Source organism: Microbacterium sp. SY138 (assembly GCF_039729145.1).
GTDB lineage: Bacteria > Actinomycetota > Actinomycetes > Actinomycetales > Microbacteriaceae > Microbacterium > Microbacterium maritypicum_A.
Map to the genome: position 1 here is coordinate 1,460,718 of NZ_CP155793.1, position 24,775 is coordinate 1,485,492.

Sequence of the window (24,775 nt, forward strand, 5' to 3'; positions counted from 1 at the left end):
GAGAGCCGCGCATGGAGATGACATGATCGCCCTGACGCTCGCTGAGATCGCCGCCGCAGTCGGCGGTGATCTGCGCGTGGCCGGTGAGGACACGGCCGAGACCGTGGTCGACGGAATCGTCGACACCGATTCACGCACGATGGGGCCTGGATCGATCTTCGTGGCCAAGCCCGGAGCCGAGACCGATGGACACCGCTTCGTCGGGTCCGCTGTCGCCGCGGGAGCGGCCCTGGCGATCGTCGAGCACCCGGTGGACGTCGCCGTGAGCCAGATCGTGGTTCCGGACGCTGTCGCCGCCCTCGGTGCACTCGCGAGGGAGGTCGTCGCGCGTGTCCGTGCCGACGGCGCGCTCCGGATCGTCGGCATCACCGGGTCGAACGGCAAGACCACCACCAAGAACTTCCTCGCACGCATCCTCGCGGGGGAAGGCGAGACCGTCGCTCCCGTGAAGTCGTTCAACAACGAGGTCGGCGCCCCCGTCACCATGCTCCGGGTGACGGAGAGCACCCGCTTCCTCGTGAGCGAGTTCGGTGCCGCGGCTCCGGGGAGCATCGCTCACCTCGCAGGACTCGTCGAGCCGGACGTCGCCGTCGTGCTGATGGTCGGCATGGCGCACGCCGGCGGATTCGGCGGCATCGAGGAGACGGCGAAGGCGAAGGCCGAGCTCGTCGCCGCCGCCCGCGTGCCCGGGACCGCCGTGCTCAACGTCGACGACCCGCGTGTCGCGGCCATGCGCGAACTCGCGGACGCTCGCGGACTCCGCACCGTCGGCTTCGGTCAGGGGCCCACAGCGGACGTGCGCGCGCATGAGATCGAGGTATCCGCTTCCGGCACGTCCTGCGTCATCGAGGTCGACGCCGAACGGATTCCCCTGCGGCTGCGCGTGCTCGGGGCGCACCACATCTCCAACGCTCTGGCGGCCATCGCCGCAGCACGCGTGCTCGGGGTCTCGGCGGCCGACGCCGTGGCCCGGTTGGAGACGGTCGAGATCGCCGAACGCTGGCGCATGCAGCCCCTGGGCAGCGATCGGGTGCGGATCATCAACGACGCCTACAACGCCAGCCCGGATTCCATGGCGGCGGCCCTGCGCACGCTCGCGCAGATCACCGGTCCCGACGAGCGCACCGTCGCGGTCCTCGGAGCCATGAGCGAACTCGGTGAGAGCGCGGGGGAGGAGCACGACAGGATCGGGCTGCTCGCCGTGCGTCTGAACATCCAGCGGATCGTCGTCGTCGGTCCCGAGGCGAGGCGCCTCTACCTCGCCGCGGTCGGGGAGGGCTCCTGGGACAGCGAGGCAGTCCATCTGCCCGACCAGGACGCCGCGTTCGAGTATCTCCGCACCGAGCTCCGCGACGGCGACCGCGTGCTCGTGAAGTCATCCAATTCCGTGGGCCTCCGGCATCTCGGCGATCGTCTGGGAGAATTGTTCTCGTGAGGTCTCTCATCATGTCGGCGGCGATCTCGCTCGCCTTCACCCTGTTCCTGACCCCCGTCTTCCTCCGGCTCTTCCGGAAGTGGGGCTGGGGGCAGGTCATCCGTACCCCGGAGTCCGTCCACAACCCGAGTCACGAGGCCAAGCGCGGCACCCCCACGATGGGCGGCGTCATCTTCATCGTCGGCTCGATGGTCGGTTACTTCACCGGTGTGCTGGTGAGCGGTGAAGTCCCCGCACTCTCCGCGCTGCTCGTGATCTGGCTGATGGTCGGATTCGGCGCCGTCGGATTCATCGACGACTACATGAAGGTGCGCAGCCAGCGCAGCCTCGGGCTCTCGGGCTGGCGGAAGGTGATCGGCCAGCTGCTGGTCATCATCCCCTTCGGCATCGTCGCGCTGAACTTCCCGAACAAGTGGGGCCAGACACCGGCGAGCTCCGCGATCTCGCTGTTCCGCGACATCACCTGGCTCAACCTGTTCGCCTTCGGCGTGGTGCTCGGATGGATCCTCTATCTCGTCTGGATCTCGATCATCGGGGTCGCGACCTCGAACAGTGTGAACCTCACGGACGGACTCGACGGGCTCGCTGCCGGAGCCGGCGTCATCGTCGTCGGCGCCTACAGCGTGATCGCGTTCTGGCAGTTCAAGCAGCCGTGCATCGGCGGCGATCCCGATGCCCTCGGCGGCTGCTACGAAGTGCGCGACCCGTTCAACCTCGCCATCATCGCGGCGTCGTTCGCGGCGAGCCTCATCGGATTCCTCTGGTGGAACGCGCCCAAGGCGAAGGTCTTCATGGGGGACGTCGGGTCGATGGCGATCGGCGGCGTCATCACCGCGATGGCGATCCTGACCCGCACCGAGCTCCTCCTGCTCGTGATCGCCGGCGTCTTCGTGCTTTCGTCGGGCTCGGTCATCCTGCAGCGCGCGTACTTCAAGATCACTCGTGGCAAGCGGCTGTTCCTCATGAGCCCGTTCCACCACCATCTCGAGATGCGCGGGTGGTCCGAGGTCACGATCGTGGTGCGCATGTGGATCATCGCCGGGCTGCTCGCCGTCTCGGCGGTCGGACTCTTCTACGTCGAATGGCTCACTCGTGTCGACTGATCGTCTCGCCGGACTGACGAGCTGGAACGCCGACTGGAGCGGTCTACGGGTCGCCGTTCTCGGCCTCTCGATGACAGGCTTCTCGGTGGCGGACACGCTCGCCGAACTGGGCGCCGACGTTCTCGTGCTGAGCGAGTCGGCCGAGGATGAGTACGAGCACCTGCTCCCGGTGATCGGCGCCCGGCTCGAGTTGGGCCCGCTCGCCGAGGTGCCGCCCGTGCTCGTCGAGTTCGACCCCGAGGTGGTCATCGCCTCGCCGGGATTCTCGCCGTCGCATCCACTCATCCGGTGGGCGCAGGAATCCGCTGTCACGATCTGGGGTGACGTTGAGCTCGCCTGGCGCGTGCGCGACAAGGTCGTCCGTGCCGACGGCACGCCGGCGGACTGGGTGCTCATCACCGGGACGAACGGCAAGACGACGACCACCCAGTTGACCGCCACGCTGCTCGTGGAAGGCGGACTGCGGGCGGCCCCCTGCGGGAACATCGGCGTGCCGGTGCTCGACGCCGTACGCGACCCCGCGGGGTTCGATGTCCTCGTGGTCGAGCTCTCCAGCCATCAGCTCTGGTATCTGGGACAGTCGAGGCCCGAAGGGGAGCTGTTCCCCTACGCCTCCGTGTGCCTGAACCTCGCCGACGATCACCTCGTCTGGCATGGGAGCGCGGAGGCCTACCGGGACGCGAAGGCCGTCGTGTATCGGAACACCCGGATCGCGTGCGTCTACAACAAGGCGGACGAGGCCACGCGTCGCATGGTGGAAGAGGCGGAGGTGGTCGAGGGAGCCCGTGCGATCGGCTTCGATCTCGGCATCCCCGGCCCGAGCGATCTCGGCGTGGTCGAGGGACTGCTCGTCGACAGGGCCTTCCTCGACGATCGCTCCCGCAGCGCCCTCGAGCTGACGACGGTCGCCGATCTCGATGCGGCGGGTCTCGCCGCTCCTCACATCGTGCAGAACATCCTCGCTGCGAGTGCCCTGGCACGCTCGCTCGGCGTCGAGCCGGAGGCCATCCACACGGCCCTGCAGTCCTTCCGCCTCGATGCGCATCGCATCCAGGTCGTCGCCCGGCACCGCGGCATCACCTGGATCGACGACTCCAAGGCGACGAACCCGCACGCCGCGGCGTCGTCGCTGCGCGCGTACCCCGGTGCCGTGTGGGTGCTCGGCGGGGATCTGAAGGGGGTCGACATCTCCGACCTGGTCGCCGAGGTCGGCACGACGGCGCGTGCAGCCGTCGTGATCGGGGTCGAACGCTCCGTGGTGGTCGCGGCATTCCGACGACACGCGCCCGGGGTGCCGGTGTTCGAGGTGGATGCTGGCGAGACTGGACAGGTCATGAACCGTGTCGTGGAGATCGCCGCGGGAATCGTCGACGACGAGGGCACAGTCCTGCTGGCCCCGGCGGCGGCATCCTTCGATCAGTTCTCCGGCTACGCGGAACGAGGCCATCGCTTCGCCGAGGCGGTGCGGGACTGGATCGACCGGGGGAGCGCCGATGACACAGGTATCCCGCCCTCCGCGCTCTGAGTCCGGCGGTCTCGCGGCCAGGGTCTCGCTCGGTCGCCGGTTCACCCCGGTGTCGACCGAGTTCCTGCTCATCGCCTCGACCGCGCTGCTCCTCACCCTCTTCGGTCTCGTCATGGTGCTGTCTGCGACCAGCGCGACAGCCGTCTCCAAGGGGGTCAACCCGATGGATGGCGTGCTGCGCCAGGGCGTGTTCGCGCTGCTCGGCATCCCGCTGATGTTCCTGATCAGCCGTCTGCCGGTGGACTTCCTGAAGAGGATGGCGTGGCCCGCACTGTTCGGGGCCGTGGCGCTGCAGATGCTCGTGTTCACTCCGCTGGGTATCGAGGACGGCGGTAACCGGAACTGGGTCAAGATCGCGGGCTTCACCCTGCAGCCTTCCGAGTTCCTCAAACTGGCCCTCGCGCTCTGGATCGCTGCGGTGCTGCTGCGCAAGCGCACGATGCTCGGCACCTGGCATCATGTGTTCATCCCCGTGATCCCGGTCGGTGCACTCGCGATCGGCACCGTGCTCGCGGGCAAGGACCTCGGTACCGCGATGGTGCTGGTGCTCATCCTCCTCGGGTGCCTCTTCTTCTCGGGCGTCAAGCTCCGGCTGTTCATCATCCCGCTGATCCTCGGCGTCATCGCGGTGCTCGCCTACGCGCTGTCGAGCGAGGACCGCATGCGGCGCATCACCGCGACCTGCGACAACATGGCGCTCTACTACACGGACTGCTACCAGTCGATCCACGGGATCTGGGGTATGGCCACCGGAGGCATCTTCGGCCTCGGCCTCGGCAACTCCCAGGAGAAGTACGGGTGGCTTCCCGCCGCGGGCAATGACTTCATCTTCGCGATCGTCGGCGAGGAGCTCGGCCTGATCGGCTGCATCGTCGTGCTCGCCCTGTTCACGTTCTTCACGATCGGCGCCTTCCACATCATCCGCAAGACACCGGATCCGTTCATCCGCGTGGCAGCCGGCGGCATCACCGTGTGGATCGTCGGCCAGGCCGTCATGAACGTCGGCGTCGTGATCGGCGTCTTCCCGGTGATGGGCGTCCCTCTTCCGTTCATGTCCCAGGGCGGCACGGCCCTGCTCGCGGTGCTCATCGCCTGTGGCGTGCTGCTGGCGTTCGCACGGACGATCCCTGTGACCGAGAAGCGGTCAGCCGAGCGGGGTAGGGTCACCAGGTGACTTCGTATCTCCTCGCCGGCGGTGGCACCGCCGGTCATGTCAACCCCCTGCTCGCCGTCGCGGACGGTCTCCGCGCACGTGATGCCGAAGCCTCCGTGCTCGTGCTCGGCACGGCCGAGGGACTGGAGTCCCGTCTCGTCCCCGCGCGCGGCTACGAACTGCTGATCGTCGACAAGGTGCCCTTCCCGCGGCGGCCGAACAGGCAGGCCCTGTCGTTCCCGGGGCGGTTCCGTCGGGCCATCGCCCAGGTGCGCGACCACATCCGTCGGCACGGCATCGACGTGGTGGTGGGCTTCGGCGGATACGCGTCTGCGCCGGCATACGTCGCCGCGCGCCGTGAGGGCGTGCCGTTCGTGGTGCACGAGGCCAACGCGAAGCCAGGGCTGGCGAACGTGCTCGGGGCACGCCGTGCGGCCGCGGTGGGGGTTGCCTTCGAGGGCACTCCGCTCCGTGGTGGCGAGGTCGTCGGAATGCCCCTGCGGCGGGAGGTGATCGCCCTCGACCGCGCGGCTTCGCGCGCGGAGGCGGCGGAGTACTTCGGCCTCGACGCCGACCGCCCCGTCCTTCTCGTGTTCGGCGGCTCGCTGGGAGCGCAGCGGCTCAACGAGGCGCTCGCGGACTCGTGGCGCGACATCCTGGGCACCGGTTGGCAGCTGCTGCACGTGACGGGTGAGCGCAGCGACCTCGCCGATCCGGGCGTCGACGGCTACGCGCTGCACCGCTACGTCGACCGCATGGATCTCGCGTTCGCTCTGGCCGATCTGATCGTCTCCCGTTCCGGGGCAGCGACCGTGAGCGAGATCAGTGCTCTGGGGATCCCCGCGCTGTATGTCCCGTATTCCGTGGGCAACGGCGAGCAGCGTCTGAACGCCGCCTCGGCCGTTGCTGCAGGGGCCGCAGAGCTGCTCGACGATGCGTCCTTCGACGGTGACGCGGTGCGGCGCATCGTCGTCCCTCTGCTCGGAGACGGAGAGCGCATCGCACGGATGGCCGCCGCTGCAGAGACCGCCGGAACCCGCGCCGGAACCGAGAACGTCATCACCCTCATCGACCGCGCACTCGTCGCCGTCTGACGCGGTCGACGAGACCGAAGAAAAGTAGACTGAAGCGGAAATGATCAGACCCGACCTCTCCCTCCCCATTCCCGAGACGATCACCTCCGCGCACTTCATCGGCATCGGCGGTTCCGGTATGAGCGGTCTCGCGAAGATGTTCCTCGACGCCGGCATCCGCGTCTCTGGTAGCGACCGCGCGGACAGCGACAATCTGCGCGCGCTGGCGGCCGCCGGCGCGACGGTGCACGTGGGTCACGACGCCGCTCACCTCGGTGACGCCGACACCGTCGTGCACACCGGAGCGATCTGGCCGGAGAATCCCGAGTTCGTGACCGCGAAGGCCCGTGGACTCCACGTGATCCACCGGTCGCAGGCCCTGCACTGGCTTATCGGCACACGTCGTCTCGTCTCCGTCGCCGGCGCCCACGGAAAGACGACGTCGACGGGCATGATCGTCACCGCCCTGCGTGAGCTCGGCGCGGATCCGCACTTCGTCAACGGCGGCGTGATCGAGCAGCTCGGCACATCCAGCGCGACCGGATCGGGAGAGCTGTTCGTCATCGAAGCCGACGAGTCCGATGGCACGTTCCTGCTGTACGACACCGCTGTTGCGTTGATCACCAACGTCGATCCCGACCACCTCGATCACTACGGCTCGGATGAGGCCTTCCACCAGGCATTCGTGCAGTTCGCGGACGCCGCGACGGAGGCGGTCGTGATCTCCAGCGACGACGCGGGTGCGCTGCGGGTCGGTGCCGGTCTCTCTCACCCGAACGTGCTGACGTTCGGTCAGGCCGAAGGAGCGGATGTACGCGTCACCGACATCGTCGCCGCGGGTCCGGTCGCCGCCACGCTGACGCACGGTGAGGAACAGGCGCGTATGCAGCTCGCCGTTCCCGGTGTGCACAACGCGATCAATGCGGCGGGGGCCGTGACGGTGTTGCGTGCGCTCGGCTACTCGCTCGCGGAGGCCGTTCGCGCCGTCGAAGGCTTCGCGGGAACCGTGCGTCGACTGGAGCAGCACGGTGTCGAGCGCGGCGTGACCGTGTACGACGACTATTCGCACCACCCCACGGAGGTGCGGGCTGCACTCGAGGCGATGCGCAGCATCGCAGGAGCGGGACGGATCATCGCGATTCAGCAGCCCCACACCTACTCGCGCACTCAGCACATGTACCAGGAGTTCGCCGACGTCCTCGAGGAGTTCGCCGATCACACCGTGATGCTCGACGTGTACGGCGCCCGGGAGGACCCCGTGCCCGGTGTCACCGGCGAGTTGGTGAGCGGCGCGTTCCAGGACCCGTCGCACGTGCACTACGTCGCGGATTGGCAGCAGGCCGCCGACTACACCGCCGCCGTTGCACGGGAAGGTGACTTCATCGTCACGCTCGGCTGCGGAAACGTCTACCAGATCATCCCGCAGGTCCTGGATTCGCTGCGTCGGACCGACGGGGCATAGCCGATGCGTCGGCCTGCACCGCTTCCGACCACCCCGGAGAGTCCGGGGGAGAAGGACGCCGCGCCGGGGGCGAAGTCCCGCAGGCGGCGACGCGATGCTGAAGCGGAGGAGGAGTTCTCGGCCGCCGATGACGTGATGTCCGATGACGTGACGCCCGAGGAGCACAGGGATGACACGTCGACGGACGATCCGCAGCCGACGTCGACGAGGGACGTCTGGCGCGCAGCCCGCGCACGACGCAAGGCGCTTCGCGCCGAGATCCGTCGTTTCACGCAGCGCTCCAGACGGCGCAGGATCGTGTGGCTGAGCAGCATCGGCGCCGCACTCCTGCTCGTCGGGGGCAGTGTCGCCGCGGCCTACAGTCCGCTCTTCGCCGTTCAGAAGATCAGCGTCGCCGGGGCCACGACTCTCGACCCCGCAGCCATCGAGGCCGCGCTCGGCGACCAGCTCGGAACCCCGCTCGCGCTCGTCGACTCCAGCAAGGTGAAGGCCGCGTTGCTGGCCTTCCCCCTCATCGAGACCTATTCCCTCGAAGCACGTCCACCACATGACCTGACCGTGCGCATCGTGGAACGCACTCCGGTCGGCGTCATCCGTTCGGACGCCGGGTACACGCTGGTCGATGCCGCCGGTGTCGCCCTCTCCACCACCTCGGATCAGCCTGCGGGGCAGCCGGTGATCGACGTCCCGGGCGGCGTCGACTCGGCGGCGTTCCGCAGCGCAGGTCTCGTGGTGCGCTCGCTCCCCGCCGAAATCCGTGCGGCGCTGACGGAGATCAGCGCGCGCACCGCCGACGACGTGACTCTCACGCTCAACAGCGGGTTGAGTGTGGTGTGGGGGAGCGCTGAGGAGTCCGCGCTGAAGGCCGTCGTCCTCTCGAAGGCGATGGCCTCGAACCCCGAAGCCGCGTCGATCGACGTCACTTCCCCCGAAGTCGCCGTCGTCGGCTGATCCCTTTCTCGGGGAATGGGGCGACACGCCCGTGTCTTCGCGCGAACGCGGCCGGGCGGCGCTTACCTTCGATCAAAGAGAACGCAATACCGGGAAATACTTTACACCTCTACTTGAGGTTTAAGGTTCACCCACTTCCAGGCTCGAATAATCGGAGGCCGGCCATGAGCCAGAACCAGAACTACCTCGCCGTGATCAAGGTCGTCGGCGTCGGCGGTGGCGGCGTCAACGCCGTGAACCGCATGATCGATCTCGGCCTCCGCGGAGTCGAGTTCATCGCCGTGAACACCGACGCGCAGGCGCTGCTCATGAGCGACGCCGACGTCAAGCTCGACGTGGGTCGCGAACTCACCCGCGGTCTCGGTGCCGGTGCCGACCCCGAGGTGGGCCGACGCGCCGCAGAGGATCATGCCGAGGAGATCGAGCAGGCTCTGACCGGTGCGGACATGGTCTTCGTGACGGCCGGCGAGGGCGGTGGCACCGGAACCGGTGGCGCGCCCGTCGTGGCACGCATCGCGAAGTCCATCGGCGCCCTCACCATCGGTGTCGTGACGAAGCCGTTCTCGTTCGAGGGTCGCCGCCGCCAGAGCCAGGCCGAAGCCGGTGTCTCCAAGCTCAAGGAAGAGGTCGACACCCTCATCGTGGTGCCGAATGACCGCCTCCTCGAGATCAGCGACCGCGGCATCTCGATGATCGAGGCCTTCGCCACGGCCGACCAGGTGCTCCTCGCCGGTGTGCAGGGGATCACCGACCTGATCACGACTCCGGGTCTCATCAACCTCGACTTCGCCGACGTGAAGTCGGTCATGCAGGGTGCGGGATCCGCGCTCATGGGCATCGGCTCCGCTCGCGGGGCCGACCGTGCCATCAAAGCTGCGGAGCTGGCCGTGGAGTCTCCGCTCCTGGAAGCGAGCATCGAAGGTGCGCACGGCGTGCTGCTCTCGATCCAGGGCGGCTCGAACCTCGGGATCTTCGAGATCCACGATGCGGCCGACCTCGTCAAGGAAGCCGCCCACCCCGAAGCCAACATCATCTTCGGTACGGTCATCGACGACACGCTCGGCGATGAGGTGCGGGTGACGGTGATCGCGGCCGGCTTCGACGGCGGCGAGCCCTCCCTCCGGCTGGACCCGATGGTCGTTTCGCGGCCGTCCACGACGTCGCTTCCCGAGGTCGCGCTCACGGACGAGCCCGAGAGCAAGAGCGAGACGGTTCAGCCTGAGCCCGTGCAGCAGCGCGTGCCGGCCACCAGCATCGAGCCGGCATTCGCCGATGACGACATCGACATCCCCGAATTCCTGAAGTGACGTCCTCGGTCGACGCGGCCGAGCCTTCCGGCCTGGCTGCGCGGCTGTCGGCGATCGACGAGAAGATCGCCGCCGCCGCGCAGGCGGCCGGACGGAGCTCCGAGGAGATCACCCGGATCGTGGTGACGAAGTTCCACCCGGCGTCATTGGTCCGTGCCCTGCACGGGCTGGGCGTGAAGGACGTCGGCGAGAACCGCCAGCAGGAGTTGTCGGCGAAGGAAGCAGAAGTCGCAGCACCCGATCTGCGCTGGCACTTCATCGGCCAGGGGCAGACGAACAAGGCGGCGGCGATCCGCCGCAGTGCGGACGTCGTGCACTCGGTCGATCGAGACCGGTTCGCGGATGCTCTGCACCGCGCAGCGGACGATGACGGTCGGCTCGATGTTCTCGTCCAGGTCAATCTCACCGACGACCCCGGTCGTGGGGGAGTCGTGCCGGCTCAGGCGGTCGCCCTCGCGGAGCATGTCCTGGCCCTGCCGTCGTTGCGGCTGCGCGGCGTCATGGCCGTGGCGCCCCTCGATGAGGAACCCGCTTCCGCTTTCGCTCGTCTGCACGACATCGCCGACAGCGTGCGTGCGATCGACTCAACCGCGTCGTGGATCTCAGCCGGGATGACCGGAGACTTCGCCGAGGCGATCGCCGCCGGCGCGACACACCTGCGGATCGGTTCCGCAATCACCGGCCCCCGGCCCGACCGGGGTTAACCTGTGAAAAGACCAGCCCGACACGTTCGAACCGGAGGACACGATGGGTAACCCACTGAAGAAGACCATGGTGTATCTCGGCCTCGCCGATGAAGAAGAGGTCTACGAGGAAGAGACGCAGGCACCCGCCCGCGCTCACCGCGAGCGTGACCGTGACCGTGACCGCGAGGAGTCGGCACCGGCCCCCGTCACGCCGTTGCGCCGCCCCGTCGCCGTCCGCCAGCCGTCTGCAGGAGCCGTGAACGAGATTCTCACCGTCCACCCGAAGCAGTACCGCGACGCCCAGCTGATCGCGGAGAGCTTCCGCGAGGGCGTCCCGGTCATCATCAACCTCTCGCAGATGAGCGATGCCGACGCGCGCCGCCTCATCGACTTCGCGAGTGGGCTCTCCCTCGGCCTCTACGGCCGGATCGAGCGCGTGACCTCGAAGGTGTTCCTGCTGTCGCCGGAGAACATCGCCGTATCGGGTCACGGGGGCATCGCACACGCAGACGCCGAGTCTGCGGGCTTCGACCAGTCGTAGCCCGTGCAGCTGGTCTCCGTCCTCGCGAGCATCGTCCATCTGGTGCTCCTGCTGTACGTCTTCGTGTTGTTCGCGCGCCTGATCCTGGACTACATTCCGATGTTCAATCGCGAATGGCGTCCGAAGGGATTCGGGCTCGTGCTCGCCGAGGCCGTCTACACTCTCACCGATCCGCCCATCCGGTTCTTCCGGCGGATCATCCCGCCACTGCGGATCGGCTCGCTCTCGCTCGACTTCGGCTTCGCGCTGACTCTGCTGATCGTCCTGATTCTGATGAACGTCGTCGGGCTGTTCATCCGCTGAAATCCCGGCGTGTCCCCTGATCCGGTGGCTGCGACTTCTCCCACTCTGGGTGTCGTGACATCGCGGCGCCAATGCTCGGGGGCTATGCTGGCACCCAGGTGCGCGCCCCGGGTTCGCGCCACATCACGACCACGCCATACATCGATACTGGCAATCGAACTCATCGAAAGAGGAGCCACCCATGGCACTTACCCCGGATGACGTCGTCACCAAGCAGTTCCAGCACGTCCGCTTCAAGGACGGCTTCGACCCGGACGAGGTGGACGACTTCCTCGACGAGATCGTCATCGAGTGGCGCAAGGCTCTCGAGGAGAACGTGGAGCTGAAGGCCAAGCTGGCCGCGTACGAGTCCGGTGCTGCTCCTGAAGCCGCCGCGCCCGCCGCTGTCGAGGCTCCCGCCCCCGTGGCCGAGGTCCCGGCGGAGCCCGCTCCGACCGGTTCCGCGACCGCGACCGCTGGCATCATCGAACTCGCACAGCGTCTGCACGACGAGCATGTCGCCGAGGGCGAGGCGAAGCGGAACGCGCTCATCGCGGAGGCCGAGACCGAGGTCGCCCGCATCCGCACCGAGGCCGAGGCCAAGCAGCGCGAGGAGTCCGCACGACTCGAGCGCGAGCGCAACACTCTCGAGGCTCGTATCACCGAACTCCGCAACTTCGAGCGCGACTACCGCTCGCAGCTGCGCGGCTACATCGAGGGTCAGCTCCGCGAGCTCGACGAGAAGTCGACCTCCACGGACTCGACACCCGTTTCCGCGATCGGTCTGTAAGGCGCCCTCTTGTCAGGACGCCGTCCCCTTCGTCGGTCGGCGGCCGGTGCGGTCGTTGCGATTCTCGCAGCGCTCGTACTGGCCGCCGATCAGTTTGTGAAGTACCTCACGATCGAGAACCTCCCCTACCAGGAGCCGGTTCCGGTCCTGGGGGAGTTCCTTCAGCTGTACTACGTTCGCAACCCCGGGGCGGCGTTCTCCCTGGGATCCGAGGTCACCTGGATCTTCACGATCGCCCTCGCGGTCGTGGCGTGCGTGATCGTCTGGAAGGCGTTCGGGCTCAAGTCCCGCCTGTGGGCGGTCGTGCTCGGCTGTCTCCTCGGCGGAGTCCTCGGCAACCTCAGTGATCGTCTGTTTCGTGAGCCCGGTTTTCCGGTGGGGCACGTCGTCGACATGATCTCGATGCCGTGGATGATGCCGGCGATCTTCAACGTCGCCGACATCTTCATCGTGACCGGGATGATCTCGGTCGCGTTGCTCGTGGTCTTCGGCCTGCGCTTCGACGGTACGCGCGAACGCGATCACGAGATCGTCGAGACCGAGGAAGAAGCCGAAGCCGCCGCGACGGCGGCTGTCCTGGCGACAGACACCGATGACGACATGCTCGACGCCGATGCTCCCGTGCCGGTGCGTTCGACCGATGACGATTCTCCCTCGGAGGATGCGGCTCCCGCATCGGAAGGACGTTGACCGTGGAATCGCGGTCCCTGCCGGTTCCGGACGGTTTGGACGGTACCCGCGTCGACGCAGCCTTGGCGAAGCTGATGGGGTTCTCCCGCACCTTCGCTGCTGACGTCGCCGCAGCAGGGGGAGTACGACTCGACGGCGTGACACTCGACAAGTCCGACCGCCTGCGCGCGGGCGGCTGGCTCGATGTCGAATGGCAGCCGAAAGAGGCGCCGAAGATCGTTCCCATCGCCGTGCCGGAGCTCGGCATCGTGTACGACGACGATGACATCATCGTGGTGGACAAGCCGACGGGGGTCGCCGCCCATCCATCGGTCGGCTGGGAGGGCCCGACGGTCGTCGGAGCGCTGGAGGCCGCCGGCTTCCGCGTCGCGACGAGCGGAGCTTCCGAGCGTCAGGGGATCGTGCACCGGCTGGACGTCGGCACCAGCGGCCTCATGGTCGTCGCCAAGTCCGAGCACGCGTACACGGTCCTGAAGCAGGCGTTCAAGGACCGGACGGTCGAGAAGATCTACCACGCCGTGGTCCAGGGGCATCCTGACCCCCTCGCGGGTACCATCGATGCGCCGATCGGCCGGCATCCGAATCACTCGTGGAAGTTCGCGGTGGTCCCGGACGGGAAGCCGTCCGTCACCCACTACGAGACGCTCGAGGCCTTCCCCGGCGCGTCGCTTCTCGAGATCCACCTCGAGACGGGCCGCACGCACCAGATCCGGGTGCACATGGCCGCCCACCGTCATCCGTGCGTCGGCGACCCGCTCTACGGCGCCGATCCCACGATGTCGGCCCGGCTCGGGCTCACGCGTCAGTGGCTGCACGCGCATCAGCTCGCGTTCGCACACCCGGCGACGGGGGACCGGGTGCAGTTCGAGTCGCCCTACCCTGCCGACTTCCAGCACGCGCTCGACGTGCTCCGCGGCGAGTAGCCCGCGCCGCCTCCACACGATGTCGGCGGGGTACGCGACACTGAACCCATGGACATCGAGGTTCGCCCCGCGACGGAGTTCGACGACGTCGCGACGCTCGTCGGCCCGAAGAAACCGACGTCGAACGTCTGCTTCTGCCTGAGCTACCGCATCGGCAGCAAGGAGAACGTGGCTCTGAAGGGGCAGGAGCGTGCCGACCGCGTCCGTGAGCTCTGCCATCAGGATCCACCTCCCGGCGTGATCGCGTATCTCGACGGCGAACCGGTGGGATGGGCGGCTCTGCATCCGCGCCGGGACACGAGTTTCGCGCGCAATCGGCTGATCCCGCATGTCGACGACCTCGACGTGTGGTCGCTGTGGTGCTTCCGCGTGCGACCGGGGTTCCGCATGCAGGGGGTCTCGCACGCGCTGATCGATGGCGCGATCGCGTACGCGCGGGAGCGAGGAGCGCCGGCGATCGAGGGGTATCCGGTCGACAACGGCGGGGAGAAGGTGAATCTGACGATGGCGTACGTCGGCACGCGGGCTCTGTTCGAGAGCGCGGGGTTCGTGAAGGCGGCAGACACCGGATCGGTTCTCGACGGATTTCCGCGGGTGCTGATGCGGCTCGATCTGGGTGCATCGCAGAAGTCGTCAAAGAAAGCGTGAACCGCTCGACGGCGCCCGGCAAATACATATTCACGCTGACGATCGAGATGTCAACCGGAATCATCACCGAGAGCACGACCACGCGCGAGGTCGGAGACGGGCTGATCCCGGGTGACGTTCCGGACACGCGCATGACCTTCGACATGAGCGTTGTCGACACCTGCCATGACTAGTTTCGAACCGTCCTCGCGTTCTGGGGCAATACATAGTGTGAGCACAGACAGCGAGATCATTCAGCGCTCGCTCGGGCAACCCCGGGCCTTCGCCGAATTGTTCGATCGGCATGCCAGAACGGTGGGCGGCTACGCCGCCCGCCGTCTCGGCCCCGATGCGGGCGAGGACATCCTCAGTGAGACGTTCCTGGTCGCGTTCGCACGACGGAAGTCGTTCGATGCGGCCTGGGACTCGGCGCTTCCCTGGTTGTACGGGATCGCTTCTCGTCTGATCAAGAAGCATCGGGCGCGCGAAGCCAAGCATCTGCGGTCGAGTGCGGCATCGGCCGCGCGGGACGAGCACATATCCCACGGAGATCTCGACAAGACCATCGCCAGGCTCGATGCCGAGATCTCCACACGCGAACTGGCGCCCTCGATCGCTTCGCTCTCTGCGAAGGATCGCGAGACTCTGCTCCTCTACGCGTGGGGCGACCTCACCTATGAGGAGATCGCCATCGCCCTCGGTGTCCCGGTGGGGACCGTCCGATCGCGCATCAACCGCGTGCGGACGCGGTTGAACCCGGGCCGTGTGAGCAGCCGGGAACGAGTCGTGAATGAGAAGGAAGGAGAGGTCGATGGACGTTTTCGAACAAGTGCGTGAGGTCCATGCGGGAGTGAGCCTGACGGAGGAGCGGATCTCCGGCGCTCGTGTCCGGCTTCTGGATGGGATCGACGCAGATCGCGGACGAAAGCGTAGAAGACTCGCCCGTCGATCACTGGTGATCGTGGGTGCGCTGGCCGGAGCGGCCGCGGCGACAGTGGCAGTCGTGGTCCTCGACCACCCAACCACTCCGCCGCCGCGCGTCGAGGCGGTGCCGCCAGTCGCGACGAAGGAACCCATCGCGCCAGAACCGACAGCGCCTGCCCCCATGACCGCATCTTCTGTGCTGAGCGCCGCAGCGCGAGCGTCGGGCGCGAACACAGCTCCAGCGCCCCAGCAGGGCCAGTACCTGAAGATCGAACGCGAGGTCAACGATCTCGTCCTGTATGGAACCACGAACCCTTCCTCCATGTTCGATGCTTCTCGCGCAGATGCCACCGCCGCGTGGATAGCGCAAGGACATTGGACGATCTACGTTCCTGCCGATAGATCAGCGGAGTGGGTCCAGGAGTTCGCGAATCAGTCTCAGTTGACGGCGTTCTACGGGGTCGACGCCGAGGCACACGCTCAGGAGTGGCTCGGCGGCGATCGCCAACCGTTCTATAACCGGACCCCGGGCGGGCTAGGGGAGTCCGGACCCGGTGAGTTGTCCCGAGCGTCGGATGCCTACTACGCGGCGTTTCCCCGCGACCCGCAGGCACTCCTGGAATGGATTCGTGTGAAAAACGGGGCGACAGACGGTTCCGAGTGGTCGAACGGCACGGTTACGGAAGTGCTGCTCGAAGAGCTTCAGTACAACACGGCGCCCGCCGACTTGCGAGCTTCGATGTACCAAGTGCTGGCACTCCTCCCGAACGGGACGATCGCCGCTGTGGACGGAGACATCACCACCATCTCGTTCGCGTCGAACGCGGGTCGATGGGTGACCAACGGCATCTCGATCGATATGTCGACAGGGTTGGTCGTCGGATCCGCAATCCGGCAGGACGCAGGCGCGGGGATAGTGCCGGAGGACGTCCCGGATTCGTGGATGACCATCACTGTGAGCGTGGTCGACTCCGCGCCGTAGCGAGTTGCCGGAGCCCCGACACCGGCCTCCGGTGTCGGGGCCCCGCCGTAGAATCGGAGGCATGGCATCCGACTCCTTCGTCCACCTGCACGTGCACAGCGAGTACTCGATGCTCGACGGAGCGGCGAAGATCAACGCGATGACCCAGGCGGCCGCCGACTACAAGATGCCGGCCATCGCGGTGACCGATCACGGCAACACTTTCGCGGCTTTCGAGTTCTACAAGGCGGCCAATGCCGCGGGTGTCAAGCCGATCATCGGGCTCGAGGCCTATGTCACTCCCGGCACGCACCGCAGTGACAAGACGCGCGTGCAGTGGGGCTCGCCCGATCAGAAGAGCGACGACGTCTCGGGTTCCGGTGCGTACACCCACATGACCATGTGGAGTCAGAGCACCGAGGGCATGCACAACCTGTTCCGGCTCAGCTCCCGGTCGAGCATGGAGGGCTACTACTTCAAGCCGCGCATGGACCGCGAGCTGCTGCAGACCTATTCCAAAGGACTGATCGCGACCACCGGATGCCCGTCAGGCGAGATCCAGACGCGCCTGCGTCTCGGACAGTACGACGCTGCGCGCGCGGCCGCAGCCGAGTTCCAGGACCTGTTCGGCAAGGAGAACTACTTCGCCGAGATCATGGACCACGGTCTGTCGATCGAGCGGCGCGTGATGACCGATCTCCTCCGTCTCTCGAAGGACCTGAACATCCCGCTGGTCGCCACCAACGACTCGCACTACACGCATCAGCACGAGGCCGACGCGCACGAGGCGCTCCTGTGCGTGCAGTCGGGATCGACGATGGACGACCCGAACCGGTTCAAGTTCGACGGCGACGGGTACTACATCAAGACCGCGGCCGAGATGCGCCAACTGTTCCGCGACCACCCCGAAGCCTGTGACAACACCCTGCTGATCGCCGAGCGCTGCGAGGTCGAGTTCAACACCTCGGCCAACTACATGCCGCGCTTCCCTGTGCCCGACGGCGAGACCGAGGACAGCTGGCTCATCAAGGAGGTGGAGGCCGGCCTGCACTACCGATATCCCGGCGGCATCCCCGACAAGGTGCGCAAGCAGGCCGAGTACGAGACCGGCATCATCCTGCAGATGGGCTTCCCGGGATACTTCCTCGTCGTCGCCGACTTCATCAACTGGGCCAAGGACAACGGCATCCGCGTGGGGCCGGGCCGTGGCTCGGGTGCCGGGTCGATGGTCGCGTACGCGATGAAGATCACCGACCTCGACCCACTCGAACACGGCCTGATCTTCGAGCGCTTCCTCAACCCCGACCGTGTCTCCATGCCCGACTTCGACGTCGACTTCGATGACCGGCGCCGCGGCGAGGTCATCGACTACGTCACGGAGAAGTACGGATCCGAGCGCGTCGCGCAGATCGTCACGTACGGAACGATCAAGTCCAAGCAGGCGCTGAAGGACGCCGGTCGAGTGCTCGGCTTCCCGTTCAGCATGGGGGAGCGCCTCACCAAGGCGATGCCGCCGCCCGTGATGGGCAAGGACATGCCCCTCGACGGCATGTTCGACTCTGCTCACCCGAGGTTCAAGGAGGCGAGCGAGTTCAGGACCCTGATCGAGACGGATCCCGAGGCGAAGACGGTCTTCGACCGCGCGCTGGGTCTCGAAGGGCTGAAGCGCCAGTGGGGCGTGCACGCCGCCGGCGTGATCATGTCGTCCGATCCGCTCCTCGACATCATTCCGATCATGCGCCGCGAGCAGGACGGGCAGATCGTCACGCAGTTCGACTACCCGTCGTGCGAGTCCCTCGGTCTGATCAAGATGGACTTCCTGGGGCTCCGGAACCTCACGATCATCTCGGATGCGCTCGACAACATCCGCACGAACCGTGGCGAAGAGCTCGACCTCGAACATCTCGGTCTCGACGACCCCGGCGTGTACCAGCTGCTCGCGCGCGGCGACACCCTGGGCGTCTTCCAGCTCGACAGCCCGCCACTGCGTTCGCTCATGCGTCTGATGAAGCCCGACAACTTCGGTGACATCTCGGCCCTCATCGCCCTGTATCGGCCGGGTCCCATGGGAGCCAACTCGCACACGAACTATGCGCTGCGCAAGAACGGGGTGCAGGAGATCACGCCGATCCACCCCGAGCTGGAGGCGCCGCTCGCCGAGATCCTGGAGGAGTCCTACGGGCTCATCATCTACCAGGAGCAGGTCATGGCCATCGCCCAGGCGGTCGCGGGGTTCAGCCTCGGACAGGCAGACATCCTGCGTCGAGCGATGGGCAAGAAGAAGAAGTCCGAGCTCGACAAGCAGTACGAAGGCTTCGCGGGCGGTATGACCGAGCGCGGATTCGGCGAGGCGGCCATCAAGGCGCTGTGGGACATCCTGCTGCCCTTCTCGGACTACGCCTTCAACAAAGCCCACTCCGCCGCATACGGTCTCGTCTCGTATTGGACCGCATACCTCAAGGCGCACTACCCCGCCGAGTACATGGCGGCGCTGCTCACCAGCGTCGGCGACTCCAAGGACAAGATGGCGCTCTACCTGAACGAGTGCCGCCGCATGGGCATCAAGGTCCTTCCGCCCGATGTCTCCGACTCGATCAACTTCTTCGCGGCCGTCGGCGACGACATCCGCTTCGGCCTCGGCGCCGTCCGCAACGTCGGCAGCAACGTCGTCGAGGGGATCGTGCAGGCCCGCAAGGACGAGCGCTTCACCTCGTTCCACCATTTCCTCGAGAAGGTTCCGCTGCACGTCTCGAACAAGCGCACGGTCGAGTCGCTGATCAAGGCCGGCGCCTTCGACTCGATGGGCGACTCCCGTCGAGCGCTCATGGAGGTGCATGAAGACGCGGTGGAGGCCGCCGTCGATCGCAAGCGCAACGAGGCACAGGGCGCCATCGGGTTCGACTTCGACAGCCTCTACGACGGCATGGACGAGGTCGCTCCCGCCAAGGTCCCCGCCCGCCCCGAGTGGATCAAGAAGGACAAGCTCGCTTTCGAACGCGAGATGCTCGGTCTCTACGTGTCCGACCACCCCTTGGCCGGGCTCGAGGTGCCTCTCGCGAAGCATGCATCGATCTCGATCCACGACCTCAACAACTCCGAAGACCTGCAGGACGGTGACCAGGTGACGGTGGCCGGGCTCGTCACCAGCGTGCAGCACCGCGTCGCCAAGGCGAGCGGAAATCCCTACGGCATGATCACCGTCGAGGATTTCAACGGTGAGGTCACCGTGATGTTCATGGGAAAGACCTACACCGAGTTCCAGAACACGCTGCAGCAGGATGCGATTCTCGCAGTCCGCGGGCGCGTGTCCCGGCGCGATGACGGACTCAACCTGCACGCGCAGTCGGCGTTCGCCCCGGATGTGGGGTCCTTCGACGCGGCGGGTCCCTTGGCCCTCGTCCTCGCCGAGCAGCGCGCGACAGAGCGGGTGATGATGGAGCTCGCAGAGGTGCTGCGACGGCACAACGGCGACACCGAAGTGCTGCTTCGGGTGCATCGCGGGGGCACCGCGAAGGTGTTCGAGGTACCCATGCCGGTCAAGGTGTCCGCAGACCTGTTCGGTGACCTCAAGTCACTGCTCGGACCCACCTGTCTGGGGTGAGCGGGTAGGATCGTGAGCCGTCGGCAGCACGACGAATCCACCCGTCGAGCCCTGTGACGAAAGGACCACGCATGAGCACGGATCTCCCCGAATCGGACACCGAGGACATCGTCTTGGGCGACGATGACGGCGTCCTCTACGACGAAGAGGTCACGCCGGAGTTCGGTATCCTCGGCTTCACACTGCGTGAGTTGCTGATCGTGGGCGTCTGGTTGCTGTCCTTCGTCTTCTCCTTCTTCCCGCTGATCGGCGACCTCTCGCTGTGGGGCGTCGGCATCCAATGGATACTCCCGATCGCGCTCCCGACTGTCGCCGTCTTCCTTCTCGTGCTGCGCCGCTTCTCGCCCGACGGCATCCGCAGGGTCGGTTCGCTGGGCATCGATCAGTTCGCCTCGGTCGCGTTCTCCGTGTCAGCGGTGGTCTGGGCCGGCAGCCTGTGGCTCGCGATCTCTGCACTCGTCTCCGGAGGCACGTGGAGCCTTCCGTGGAACGGGGTGGCCCTGGTGATCACCTCTCTGGCCCTCGTCGTCCTCACCGTGTTCGCTCCGATCATCCCGGGGCTGAAGGAAGACTTCCACGGTCGCCTGGTGACTCTCGCGCACCGCAACGCGAATCCGGTGCGTCCGGTCATCGCGCGGCCGCGTCCTGAGCCTGCGCCGGCAGCGGAAGAACCGACCGGCGAGTCGGCCGAGGCATCGCCTGCGGGGTCCGACTCGTCCGCATCCCTCGAGGGGGCAGAGGCGCAGGCCGACGGCCGGACAGATGTCATCGTCGATGGTGCGACGCCAGCGCTCGTGGTCCCGCTCGATGTCGAGCCCTCCGGGAGGCAGGCGACCGACGAGATCGCCCGATTCGACCTCGCCGAGCAGGTGCCCCTCACTGCCCACGCCTCGGGCGGCGGCATCGGTACCGAGCAGGAGTCCTCGGATGAGGAGTATGTGCCCGCCTACTCGCGTCGTTCGCGCGGTCAGGAACCCGAGATCGTCTCGGACACCGGGAGCATCGAGTCGCTTCTGGAGACGGCGGCGACGTATGAGACCGACGTCGTTGCGGAAGAGCCGGCGCCGCTGGTGTTGGAGGGCGTCTCCGACGCCGACCTCGAAGCGACCAACCCTCGCGAGGCGGCCCCCGCCGCTCAACCGTTCTGGATCCTCGCTCCCTCGGAGCGCGATGTCCACGACGAGCGTGGTGAACCGCTGTTCCGCATCGGCCCGAGCGCGTGGGCACTGGTGATCGAAGATCGTGGGGGTGCGTTCGTCGTGCGACATGACGACGGACGGATCGGCTACCTCCACGACATCTCCGACATCACGAAGGGCTGAAATGCGCACCATAGACCTGCGAGGGCGCGAGCTCTCGCCCGCAGGCATGCTCGCCGCGGTACCCCGGGCCACCCAGGCGCGTGCCGAAGCGCTCGATACCGCTGCGCGGATCGTCGAGGACGTGCGCGACCGTGGCGAGGACGCTCTTCGCGAGCAGGCCGAACGATTCGACGCCGTCACGGATCACGCCGTACGAGTGCCCGCCGAACACATCACCGCAGCGCTGGCTGAACTCGCCCCCGAGGTCAGAGGCGCGCTCGAGGAGGCGATCCGCCGAGTGCGTCTGGCCTCCGCCGCGCAGGTTCCGGCAACACAGGTCACCCGGATCGGGGACGGGGCCGTCATCACGCAGCGGTGGCAGCCGGTGCACCGCGTGGGGGTCTACATCCCCGGCGGCAAGGCCGTCTACCCGTCCAGCGTGATCATGAACGTCGTGCCCGCGCAGATCGCCGGGGTCGAGCAGATCGCGTTGGCATCGCCGCCGCAGTCGGATCAGGGCGGGCGGATTCACCCGACCATCCTCGCGGCGGCGGCTCTGCTGGGAGTGACGGAGGTATACGCGATGGGCGGTGCCGGAGCGATCGGCGCCCTGGCCTACGGTGTGCCGTCACTGGATCTCGATCCCGTCGATGTCGTCTCCGGTCCCGGCAACAACTACGTCGCGTCCGCGAAGCGCGCGGTCGCCGGTGTGGTCGGCACGGACTCGGAGGCCGGGGCGACCGAGATCCTCGTCGTCGCGGATTCCCACGCGGATCCGCGACTCATCGCCGCCGATCTCGTGAGCCAGGCTGAGCACGACGAGCAGGCGTCCGCGGTGCTGGTCACCGATGCGGCCGAGCTCGCCGAACAGGTCGCCGTCGAGGTGGAGCGCATGGCTGCGAGAACCCGCCACAGTGAGCGTGTCGCCGCCGCTCTCTCGGGACCGCAGTCCGCGATCGTCCTCGTGGATGACAGGGCCATGGCCACGGCGTTCAGCAACGCCTACGCGCCGGAGCACCTCGAGCTGCACCTCGTCGACGCCGAGGATGCCGCCGCCGACTTCACCAGTGCCGGTGCCGTGTTCGTCGGCGACCAGACGCCGGTCAGCCTCGGAGACTACATGGCGGGCAGCAACCACGTGCTGCCGACCGGGGGACAGGCGCGTTACGCCCCGGGTCTCGGGTCGTACACGTTCCTCCGTCCGCAGCAGGTCATCTCTTACGACAGGGCTGCGCTGGCTGCCGTGCGTGCCGGAGTCGTCGCCCTCGCCGACACCGAGGTGCTCCCCGCACACGGTGAAGCGATCGAGGCCCGTTTCACCGCGTAGGATCGGTCAGATGCACTGCCCCTTCTGTCGACACCCCGACTCCCGCGTCATCGATTCACGCACCAGCGACGACGGGCTCTCGATCAGGCGCCGTCGACAGTGCCCGGAGTGCGGTGGCCGTTTCACGACGACCGAGACCGCGAGCCTCAACGTGATCAAGCGTTCCGGCGTGATGGAGCCGTTCAGTCGCGAGAAGGTCATCACGGGCGTGCGGAAGGCATGCCAGGGCCGTCCGGTCACGGAGGGCGACCTCGCCGTGCTCGCACAGCGCGTGGAAGAGGCCGTGCGCCAGACCGGTGTCTCGCAGCTCGACACCAACGAGATCGGTCTCGCGATCCTCGGCCCGCTGCGTGAACTCGATGAGGTCGCGTTCCTGCGCTTCGCCAGCGTCTACCAGGCGTTCGACTCCCTCGAGGACTTCGAGGCCGCGATCACCGATCTGCGTGCCGACCACACGAAGAGGGAGTCCGAGGAGCGGTAATCTGGCAGGGATGTATCCGCTGCTCTTCCGCGCTGTCCTCTCGCGCTTCGATCCCGAGTTCGCCCACCACGCCGGCATGGCGGTGATCCGCGTTCTCGGCGTGCCCCCGTTCTCGTGGGCCACGCGTGCGATCACCCGTCCCGACCCGTCGCTGCGCGTCGAAGCGCTCGGTCTCACGTTCCCGTCACCGTTCGGCGTCGCCGCGGGTTTCGACAAGAACGCGGTGGGTGTGCGGGGACTCGCGGCTCTCGGCTTCGGGCACGTGGAAGTCGGCACCGTGACCGCGATACCGCAGGATGGCAACCCGAAGCCGCGGCTCTTCCGTCTCATCGCGGACCGTGCCGTGATCAATCGGATGGGCTTCAACAACGCGGGTGCGGATGCAGCGGCACGTCGTCTCGCACGCTTGCGTCGCGGGGCACCCGACACGATCATCGGCGTCAACATCGGCAAGAGCCGAGTCGTCGAGGTCGAGGATGCGACGGCCGACTACGTGGCCTCGGCGGCGCGGCTGGCTCCGCTCGCCGACTATCTGGCCGTGAACGTGTCGTCTCCGAACACCCCGGGCCTTCGGGGACTGCAGGCCGTCGAAACGCTCGCGCCGCTGTTGCGTGCCGTGCGCGAGGCAGCCGGGGCCACTCCGCTGCTCGTCAAGATCGCACCGGACCTCTCTGACGAGGAGATCACGGCGATCGCGCAGATGGCGGTAGCCGAGGGGCTCGCAGGAATCATCGCTCACAACACCACGATCAGCCGAGACGGGCTGCTCACGGATGCCGCCACAGTCGAGGCTGCCGGAGCGGGAGGTCTGTCCGGAGCGCCGTTGAAGAAGCGCTCGCTCGAAGTGCTCCGCGTGGTGCGCGAAGCGGTTCCTTCCGACTTCTGCGTGATCGCCGTCGGGGGAGTAGAGACGCCGTCCGACGTGCAGGAGCGCCTCGATGCGGGGGCGACCCTCGTGCAGGGCTACACCGCTTTCCTGTACCGCGGTCCGTTCTGGGGCCGCGAGATCAACAGGGGACTGCTCAGTCGGGGTACTGGCCGCGCTTGACCTGCGGCTTCGGCAGACGCATGAAGCGCATCTGGAGCGCGCGCATCGCGGCGTACCATCCGAGGCCGCGCTCGAGGCGATCCTTGCCGAACTTCGCCGCGGCCTTGCGCTTGACCCGCATGCCGAGCAGGACCATGCCGCCGATGGCGATGACGAGGTAGCCCATCATGACGATGTAGGCGTAGAACGAGATGACCGTGTTGGCCGGAACGAGCGAGGCGAGGATGACCAGCACCATCACTCCCATCACGAACTCGGCCGGGTGCCAGCCGGCGTCCACGTAGTCGCGCGCCCAACGGCGCTGCGGGCCCTTGTCGCGGACGGGGAGGTACTTCTCCTCGCCGGCGGCCATGCCGGCCTGGGCGCGGGCACGACGTTCGTTGAGGTCCGCCTTCGCGGCCGCCTTCGCTTCCTTGGTGTTGGCGACCAGGGGGCGGCGACGTGCTGCCTCTTGCTCCGCACGGGTCGGCGTCGCGCGCCCCTTGCCGACGGCAGTCGTCTCGGGGGCGTCGTCGTTCGTGGAAGGGGAGGTAGGGGTAGTGGACACGGAGTTCCTCGGTTCGCCGGCGGGGGATCACCTTAAG

Annotated in this window: 24 protein-coding genes; 23 read left to right on the forward strand and 1 reads right to left on the reverse strand. The window is 67.1% G+C overall.

The genetic code is table 11. The features are described 5' to 3' along the window. Window positions 1-22: 22 nt before the first annotated feature. The 23 genes from murF to ABDC25_RS07000 all read left to right on the forward strand — a co-directional run bounded on the left by murF (window position 23) and on the right by ABDC25_RS07000 (window position 24,191). The gene (gene murF / locus ABDC25_RS06890; RefSeq protein WP_347125551.1) at window positions 23-1,435 is read left to right on the forward strand and encodes a UDP-N-acetylmuramoyl-tripeptide--D-alanyl-D-alanine ligase; all 1,413 of its coding nucleotides are present in this window, start codon (window positions 23-25) and stop codon (window positions 1,433-1,435) included. Next, entirely contained in the window at window positions 1,432-2,538 is a 1,107-nt protein-coding gene (gene mraY, locus ABDC25_RS06895) for a phospho-N-acetylmuramoyl-pentapeptide-transferase (protein WP_029258352.1), read from the forward strand. The genes murF and mraY overlap by 4 nt, the downstream gene beginning before the upstream one ends. Then, window positions 2,528-4,063, forward strand: a complete 1,536-nt coding sequence (gene murD / locus ABDC25_RS06900; protein ID WP_347125553.1) for a UDP-N-acetylmuramoyl-L-alanine--D-glutamate ligase — start codon at window positions 2,528-2,530, stop codon at window positions 4,061-4,063. Before mraY ends, murD begins: the two co-directional genes overlap by 11 nt. Beyond that, on the forward strand, window positions 4,032-5,237 hold the full coding sequence (ftsW, locus tag ABDC25_RS06905; RefSeq protein WP_347125555.1) for a putative lipid II flippase FtsW: 1,206 nt from the start codon (window positions 4,032-4,034) through the stop codon (window positions 5,235-5,237). The genes murD and ftsW overlap by 32 nt, the downstream gene beginning before the upstream one ends. Beyond that, window positions 5,234-6,310: a UDP-N-acetylglucosamine--N-acetylmuramyl-(pentapeptide) pyrophosphoryl-undecaprenol N-acetylglucosamine transferase gene (locus ABDC25_RS06910; RefSeq protein ID WP_297558059.1), complete on the forward strand. Its 1,077-nt coding sequence runs from the start codon at window positions 5,234-5,236 to the stop codon at window positions 6,308-6,310. Before ftsW ends, ABDC25_RS06910 begins: the two co-directional genes overlap by 4 nt. A 40-nt stretch (window positions 6,311-6,350) precedes the next feature. Next, window positions 6,351-7,751, forward strand: a complete 1,401-nt coding sequence (murC, locus tag ABDC25_RS06915) for a UDP-N-acetylmuramate--L-alanine ligase (RefSeq protein ID WP_029258348.1) — start codon at window positions 6,351-6,353, stop codon at window positions 7,749-7,751. Between the two features lie 3 nt (window positions 7,752-7,754). Further along, window positions 7,755-8,702: an FtsQ-type POTRA domain-containing protein gene (locus ABDC25_RS06920; RefSeq protein ID WP_347125557.1), complete on the forward strand. Its 948-nt coding sequence runs from the start codon at window positions 7,755-7,757 to the stop codon at window positions 8,700-8,702. A 164-nt stretch (window positions 8,703-8,866) separates the two neighbouring features. Continuing rightward, entirely contained in the window at window positions 8,867-10,009 is a 1,143-nt protein-coding gene (gene ftsZ / locus ABDC25_RS06925; protein ID WP_167253883.1) for a cell division protein FtsZ, read from the forward strand. After that, window positions 10,006-10,713 carry a YggS family pyridoxal phosphate-dependent enzyme gene (locus ABDC25_RS06930; RefSeq protein ID WP_021199341.1) on the forward strand — a complete coding sequence of 236 codons (708 nt, stop codon included), beginning with the start codon at window positions 10,006-10,008 and terminating at the stop codon, window positions 10,711-10,713. Before ftsZ ends, ABDC25_RS06930 begins: the two co-directional genes overlap by 4 nt. 43 nt (window positions 10,714-10,756) lie before the next feature. Continuing rightward, the gene (sepF, locus tag ABDC25_RS06935; RefSeq protein ID WP_347125560.1) at window positions 10,757-11,236 is read left to right on the forward strand and encodes a cell division protein SepF; all 480 of its coding nucleotides are present in this window, start codon (window positions 10,757-10,759) and stop codon (window positions 11,234-11,236) included. A gap of 3 nt (window positions 11,237-11,239) precedes the next feature. Further along, entirely contained in the window at window positions 11,240-11,539 is a 300-nt protein-coding gene (locus ABDC25_RS06940; RefSeq protein WP_029258344.1) for a YggT family protein, read from the forward strand. 181 nt (window positions 11,540-11,720) lie between these two features. After that, complete coding sequence (locus tag ABDC25_RS06945; protein WP_021201570.1) at window positions 11,721-12,308, forward strand: DivIVA domain-containing protein; 588 nt, start codon at window positions 11,721-11,723, stop codon at window positions 12,306-12,308. A gap of 9 nt (window positions 12,309-12,317) precedes the next feature. Further along, on the forward strand, window positions 12,318-12,998 hold the full coding sequence (gene lspA / locus ABDC25_RS06950) for a signal peptidase II (protein ID WP_046399048.1): 681 nt from the start codon (window positions 12,318-12,320) through the stop codon (window positions 12,996-12,998). A gap of 2 nt (window positions 12,999-13,000) precedes the next feature. Then, window positions 13,001-13,921, forward strand: a complete 921-nt coding sequence (locus ABDC25_RS06955; RefSeq protein WP_347125563.1) for an RluA family pseudouridine synthase — start codon at window positions 13,001-13,003, stop codon at window positions 13,919-13,921. Window positions 13,922-13,969: 48 nt separating this feature from the next. Beyond that, complete coding sequence (locus ABDC25_RS06960; RefSeq protein WP_347125565.1) at window positions 13,970-14,569, forward strand: GNAT family N-acetyltransferase; 600 nt, start codon at window positions 13,970-13,972, stop codon at window positions 14,567-14,569. Further along, window positions 14,566-14,742, forward strand: coding sequence for a hypothetical protein (locus tag ABDC25_RS06965; protein WP_347125567.1), 177 nt, complete (start codon window positions 14,566-14,568; stop codon window positions 14,740-14,742). Before ABDC25_RS06960 ends, ABDC25_RS06965 begins: the two co-directional genes overlap by 4 nt. A 37-nt stretch (window positions 14,743-14,779) precedes the next feature. Then, window positions 14,780-15,385, forward strand: coding sequence for a sigma-70 family RNA polymerase sigma factor (locus tag ABDC25_RS06970; RefSeq protein ID WP_029258341.1), 606 nt, complete (start codon window positions 14,780-14,782; stop codon window positions 15,383-15,385). Continuing rightward, window positions 15,360-16,454: a hypothetical protein gene (locus ABDC25_RS06975; RefSeq protein ID WP_136053540.1), complete on the forward strand. Its 1,095-nt coding sequence runs from the start codon at window positions 15,360-15,362 to the stop codon at window positions 16,452-16,454. The genes ABDC25_RS06970 and ABDC25_RS06975 overlap by 26 nt, the downstream gene beginning before the upstream one ends. A gap of 61 nt (window positions 16,455-16,515) precedes the next feature. Next, a complete protein-coding gene (dnaE, locus tag ABDC25_RS06980) occupies window positions 16,516-20,034 on the forward strand; it encodes a DNA polymerase III subunit alpha (protein WP_347125570.1) in 3,519 nt (1,172 codons plus the stop codon). Window positions 20,035-20,105: 71 nt separating this feature from the next. Continuing rightward, the gene (locus ABDC25_RS06985; RefSeq protein ID WP_347125572.1) at window positions 20,106-21,356 is read left to right on the forward strand and encodes a hypothetical protein; all 1,251 of its coding nucleotides are present in this window, start codon (window positions 20,106-20,108) and stop codon (window positions 21,354-21,356) included. A gap of 1 nt (window position 21,357) precedes the next feature. After that, entirely contained in the window at window positions 21,358-22,662 is a 1,305-nt protein-coding gene (hisD, locus tag ABDC25_RS06990) for a histidinol dehydrogenase (RefSeq protein WP_021201560.1), read from the forward strand. 10 nt (window positions 22,663-22,672) lie between these two features. Further along, the gene (gene nrdR, locus ABDC25_RS06995) at window positions 22,673-23,143 is read left to right on the forward strand and encodes a transcriptional regulator NrdR (protein ID WP_021201559.1); all 471 of its coding nucleotides are present in this window, start codon (window positions 22,673-22,675) and stop codon (window positions 23,141-23,143) included. A gap of 10 nt (window positions 23,144-23,153) precedes the next feature. Next, the gene (locus ABDC25_RS07000) at window positions 23,154-24,191 is read left to right on the forward strand and encodes a quinone-dependent dihydroorotate dehydrogenase (RefSeq protein WP_021201558.1); all 1,038 of its coding nucleotides are present in this window, start codon (window positions 23,154-23,156) and stop codon (window positions 24,189-24,191) included. Here the strand turns inward: ABDC25_RS07000 and ABDC25_RS07005 are convergent. Then, entirely contained in the window at window positions 24,166-24,738 is a 573-nt protein-coding gene (locus tag ABDC25_RS07005) for a DUF3043 domain-containing protein (protein ID WP_021201557.1), read from the reverse strand. The two genes, ABDC25_RS07000 and ABDC25_RS07005, sit on opposite strands and share 26 nt — an antisense overlap. Between the last annotated feature and the right edge of the window lie 37 nt (window positions 24,739-24,775).

Excerpts from the sequence above, each read along its gene's own strand:
- hisD (WP_021201560.1), top strand. The coding sequence starts at position 21,358 with ATGCGCACCATAGACCTGCGAGGGCGCGAGCTCTCGCCCGCAGGCATG.
- murF (WP_347125551.1), top strand. The coding sequence starts at position 23 with ATGATCGCCCTGACGCTCGCTGAGATCGCCGCCGCAGTCGGCGGTGAT.
- nrdR (WP_021201559.1), top strand. The coding sequence starts at position 22,673 with ATGCACTGCCCCTTCTGTCGACACCCCGACTCCCGCGTCATCGATTCA.
- ABDC25_RS06960 (WP_347125565.1), top strand. The coding sequence starts at position 13,970 with ATGGACATCGAGGTTCGCCCCGCGACGGAGTTCGACGACGTCGCGACG.
- ABDC25_RS07000 (WP_021201558.1), top strand. The coding sequence starts at position 23,154 with ATGTATCCGCTGCTCTTCCGCGCTGTCCTCTCGCGCTTCGATCCCGAG.
- ftsW (WP_347125555.1), top strand. The coding sequence starts at position 4,032 with ATGACACAGGTATCCCGCCCTCCGCGCTCTGAGTCCGGCGGTCTCGCG.
- sepF (WP_347125560.1), top strand. The coding sequence starts at position 10,757 with ATGGGTAACCCACTGAAGAAGACCATGGTGTATCTCGGCCTCGCCGAT.
- ABDC25_RS06920 (WP_347125557.1), top strand. The coding sequence starts at position 7,755 with ATGCGTCGGCCTGCACCGCTTCCGACCACCCCGGAGAGTCCGGGGGAG.
- ftsZ (WP_167253883.1), top strand. The coding sequence starts at position 8,867 with ATGAGCCAGAACCAGAACTACCTCGCCGTGATCAAGGTCGTCGGCGTC.
- ABDC25_RS06945 (WP_021201570.1), top strand. The coding sequence starts at position 11,721 with ATGGCACTTACCCCGGATGACGTCGTCACCAAGCAGTTCCAGCACGTC.
- ABDC25_RS06975 (WP_136053540.1), top strand. The coding sequence starts at position 15,360 with ATGGACGTTTTCGAACAAGTGCGTGAGGTCCATGCGGGAGTGAGCCTG.
- murC (WP_029258348.1), top strand. The coding sequence starts at position 6,351 with ATGATCAGACCCGACCTCTCCCTCCCCATTCCCGAGACGATCACCTCC.
- ABDC25_RS06985 (WP_347125572.1), top strand. The coding sequence starts at position 20,106 with ATGAGCACGGATCTCCCCGAATCGGACACCGAGGACATCGTCTTGGGC.
- dnaE (WP_347125570.1), top strand. The coding sequence starts at position 16,516 with ATGGCATCCGACTCCTTCGTCCACCTGCACGTGCACAGCGAGTACTCG.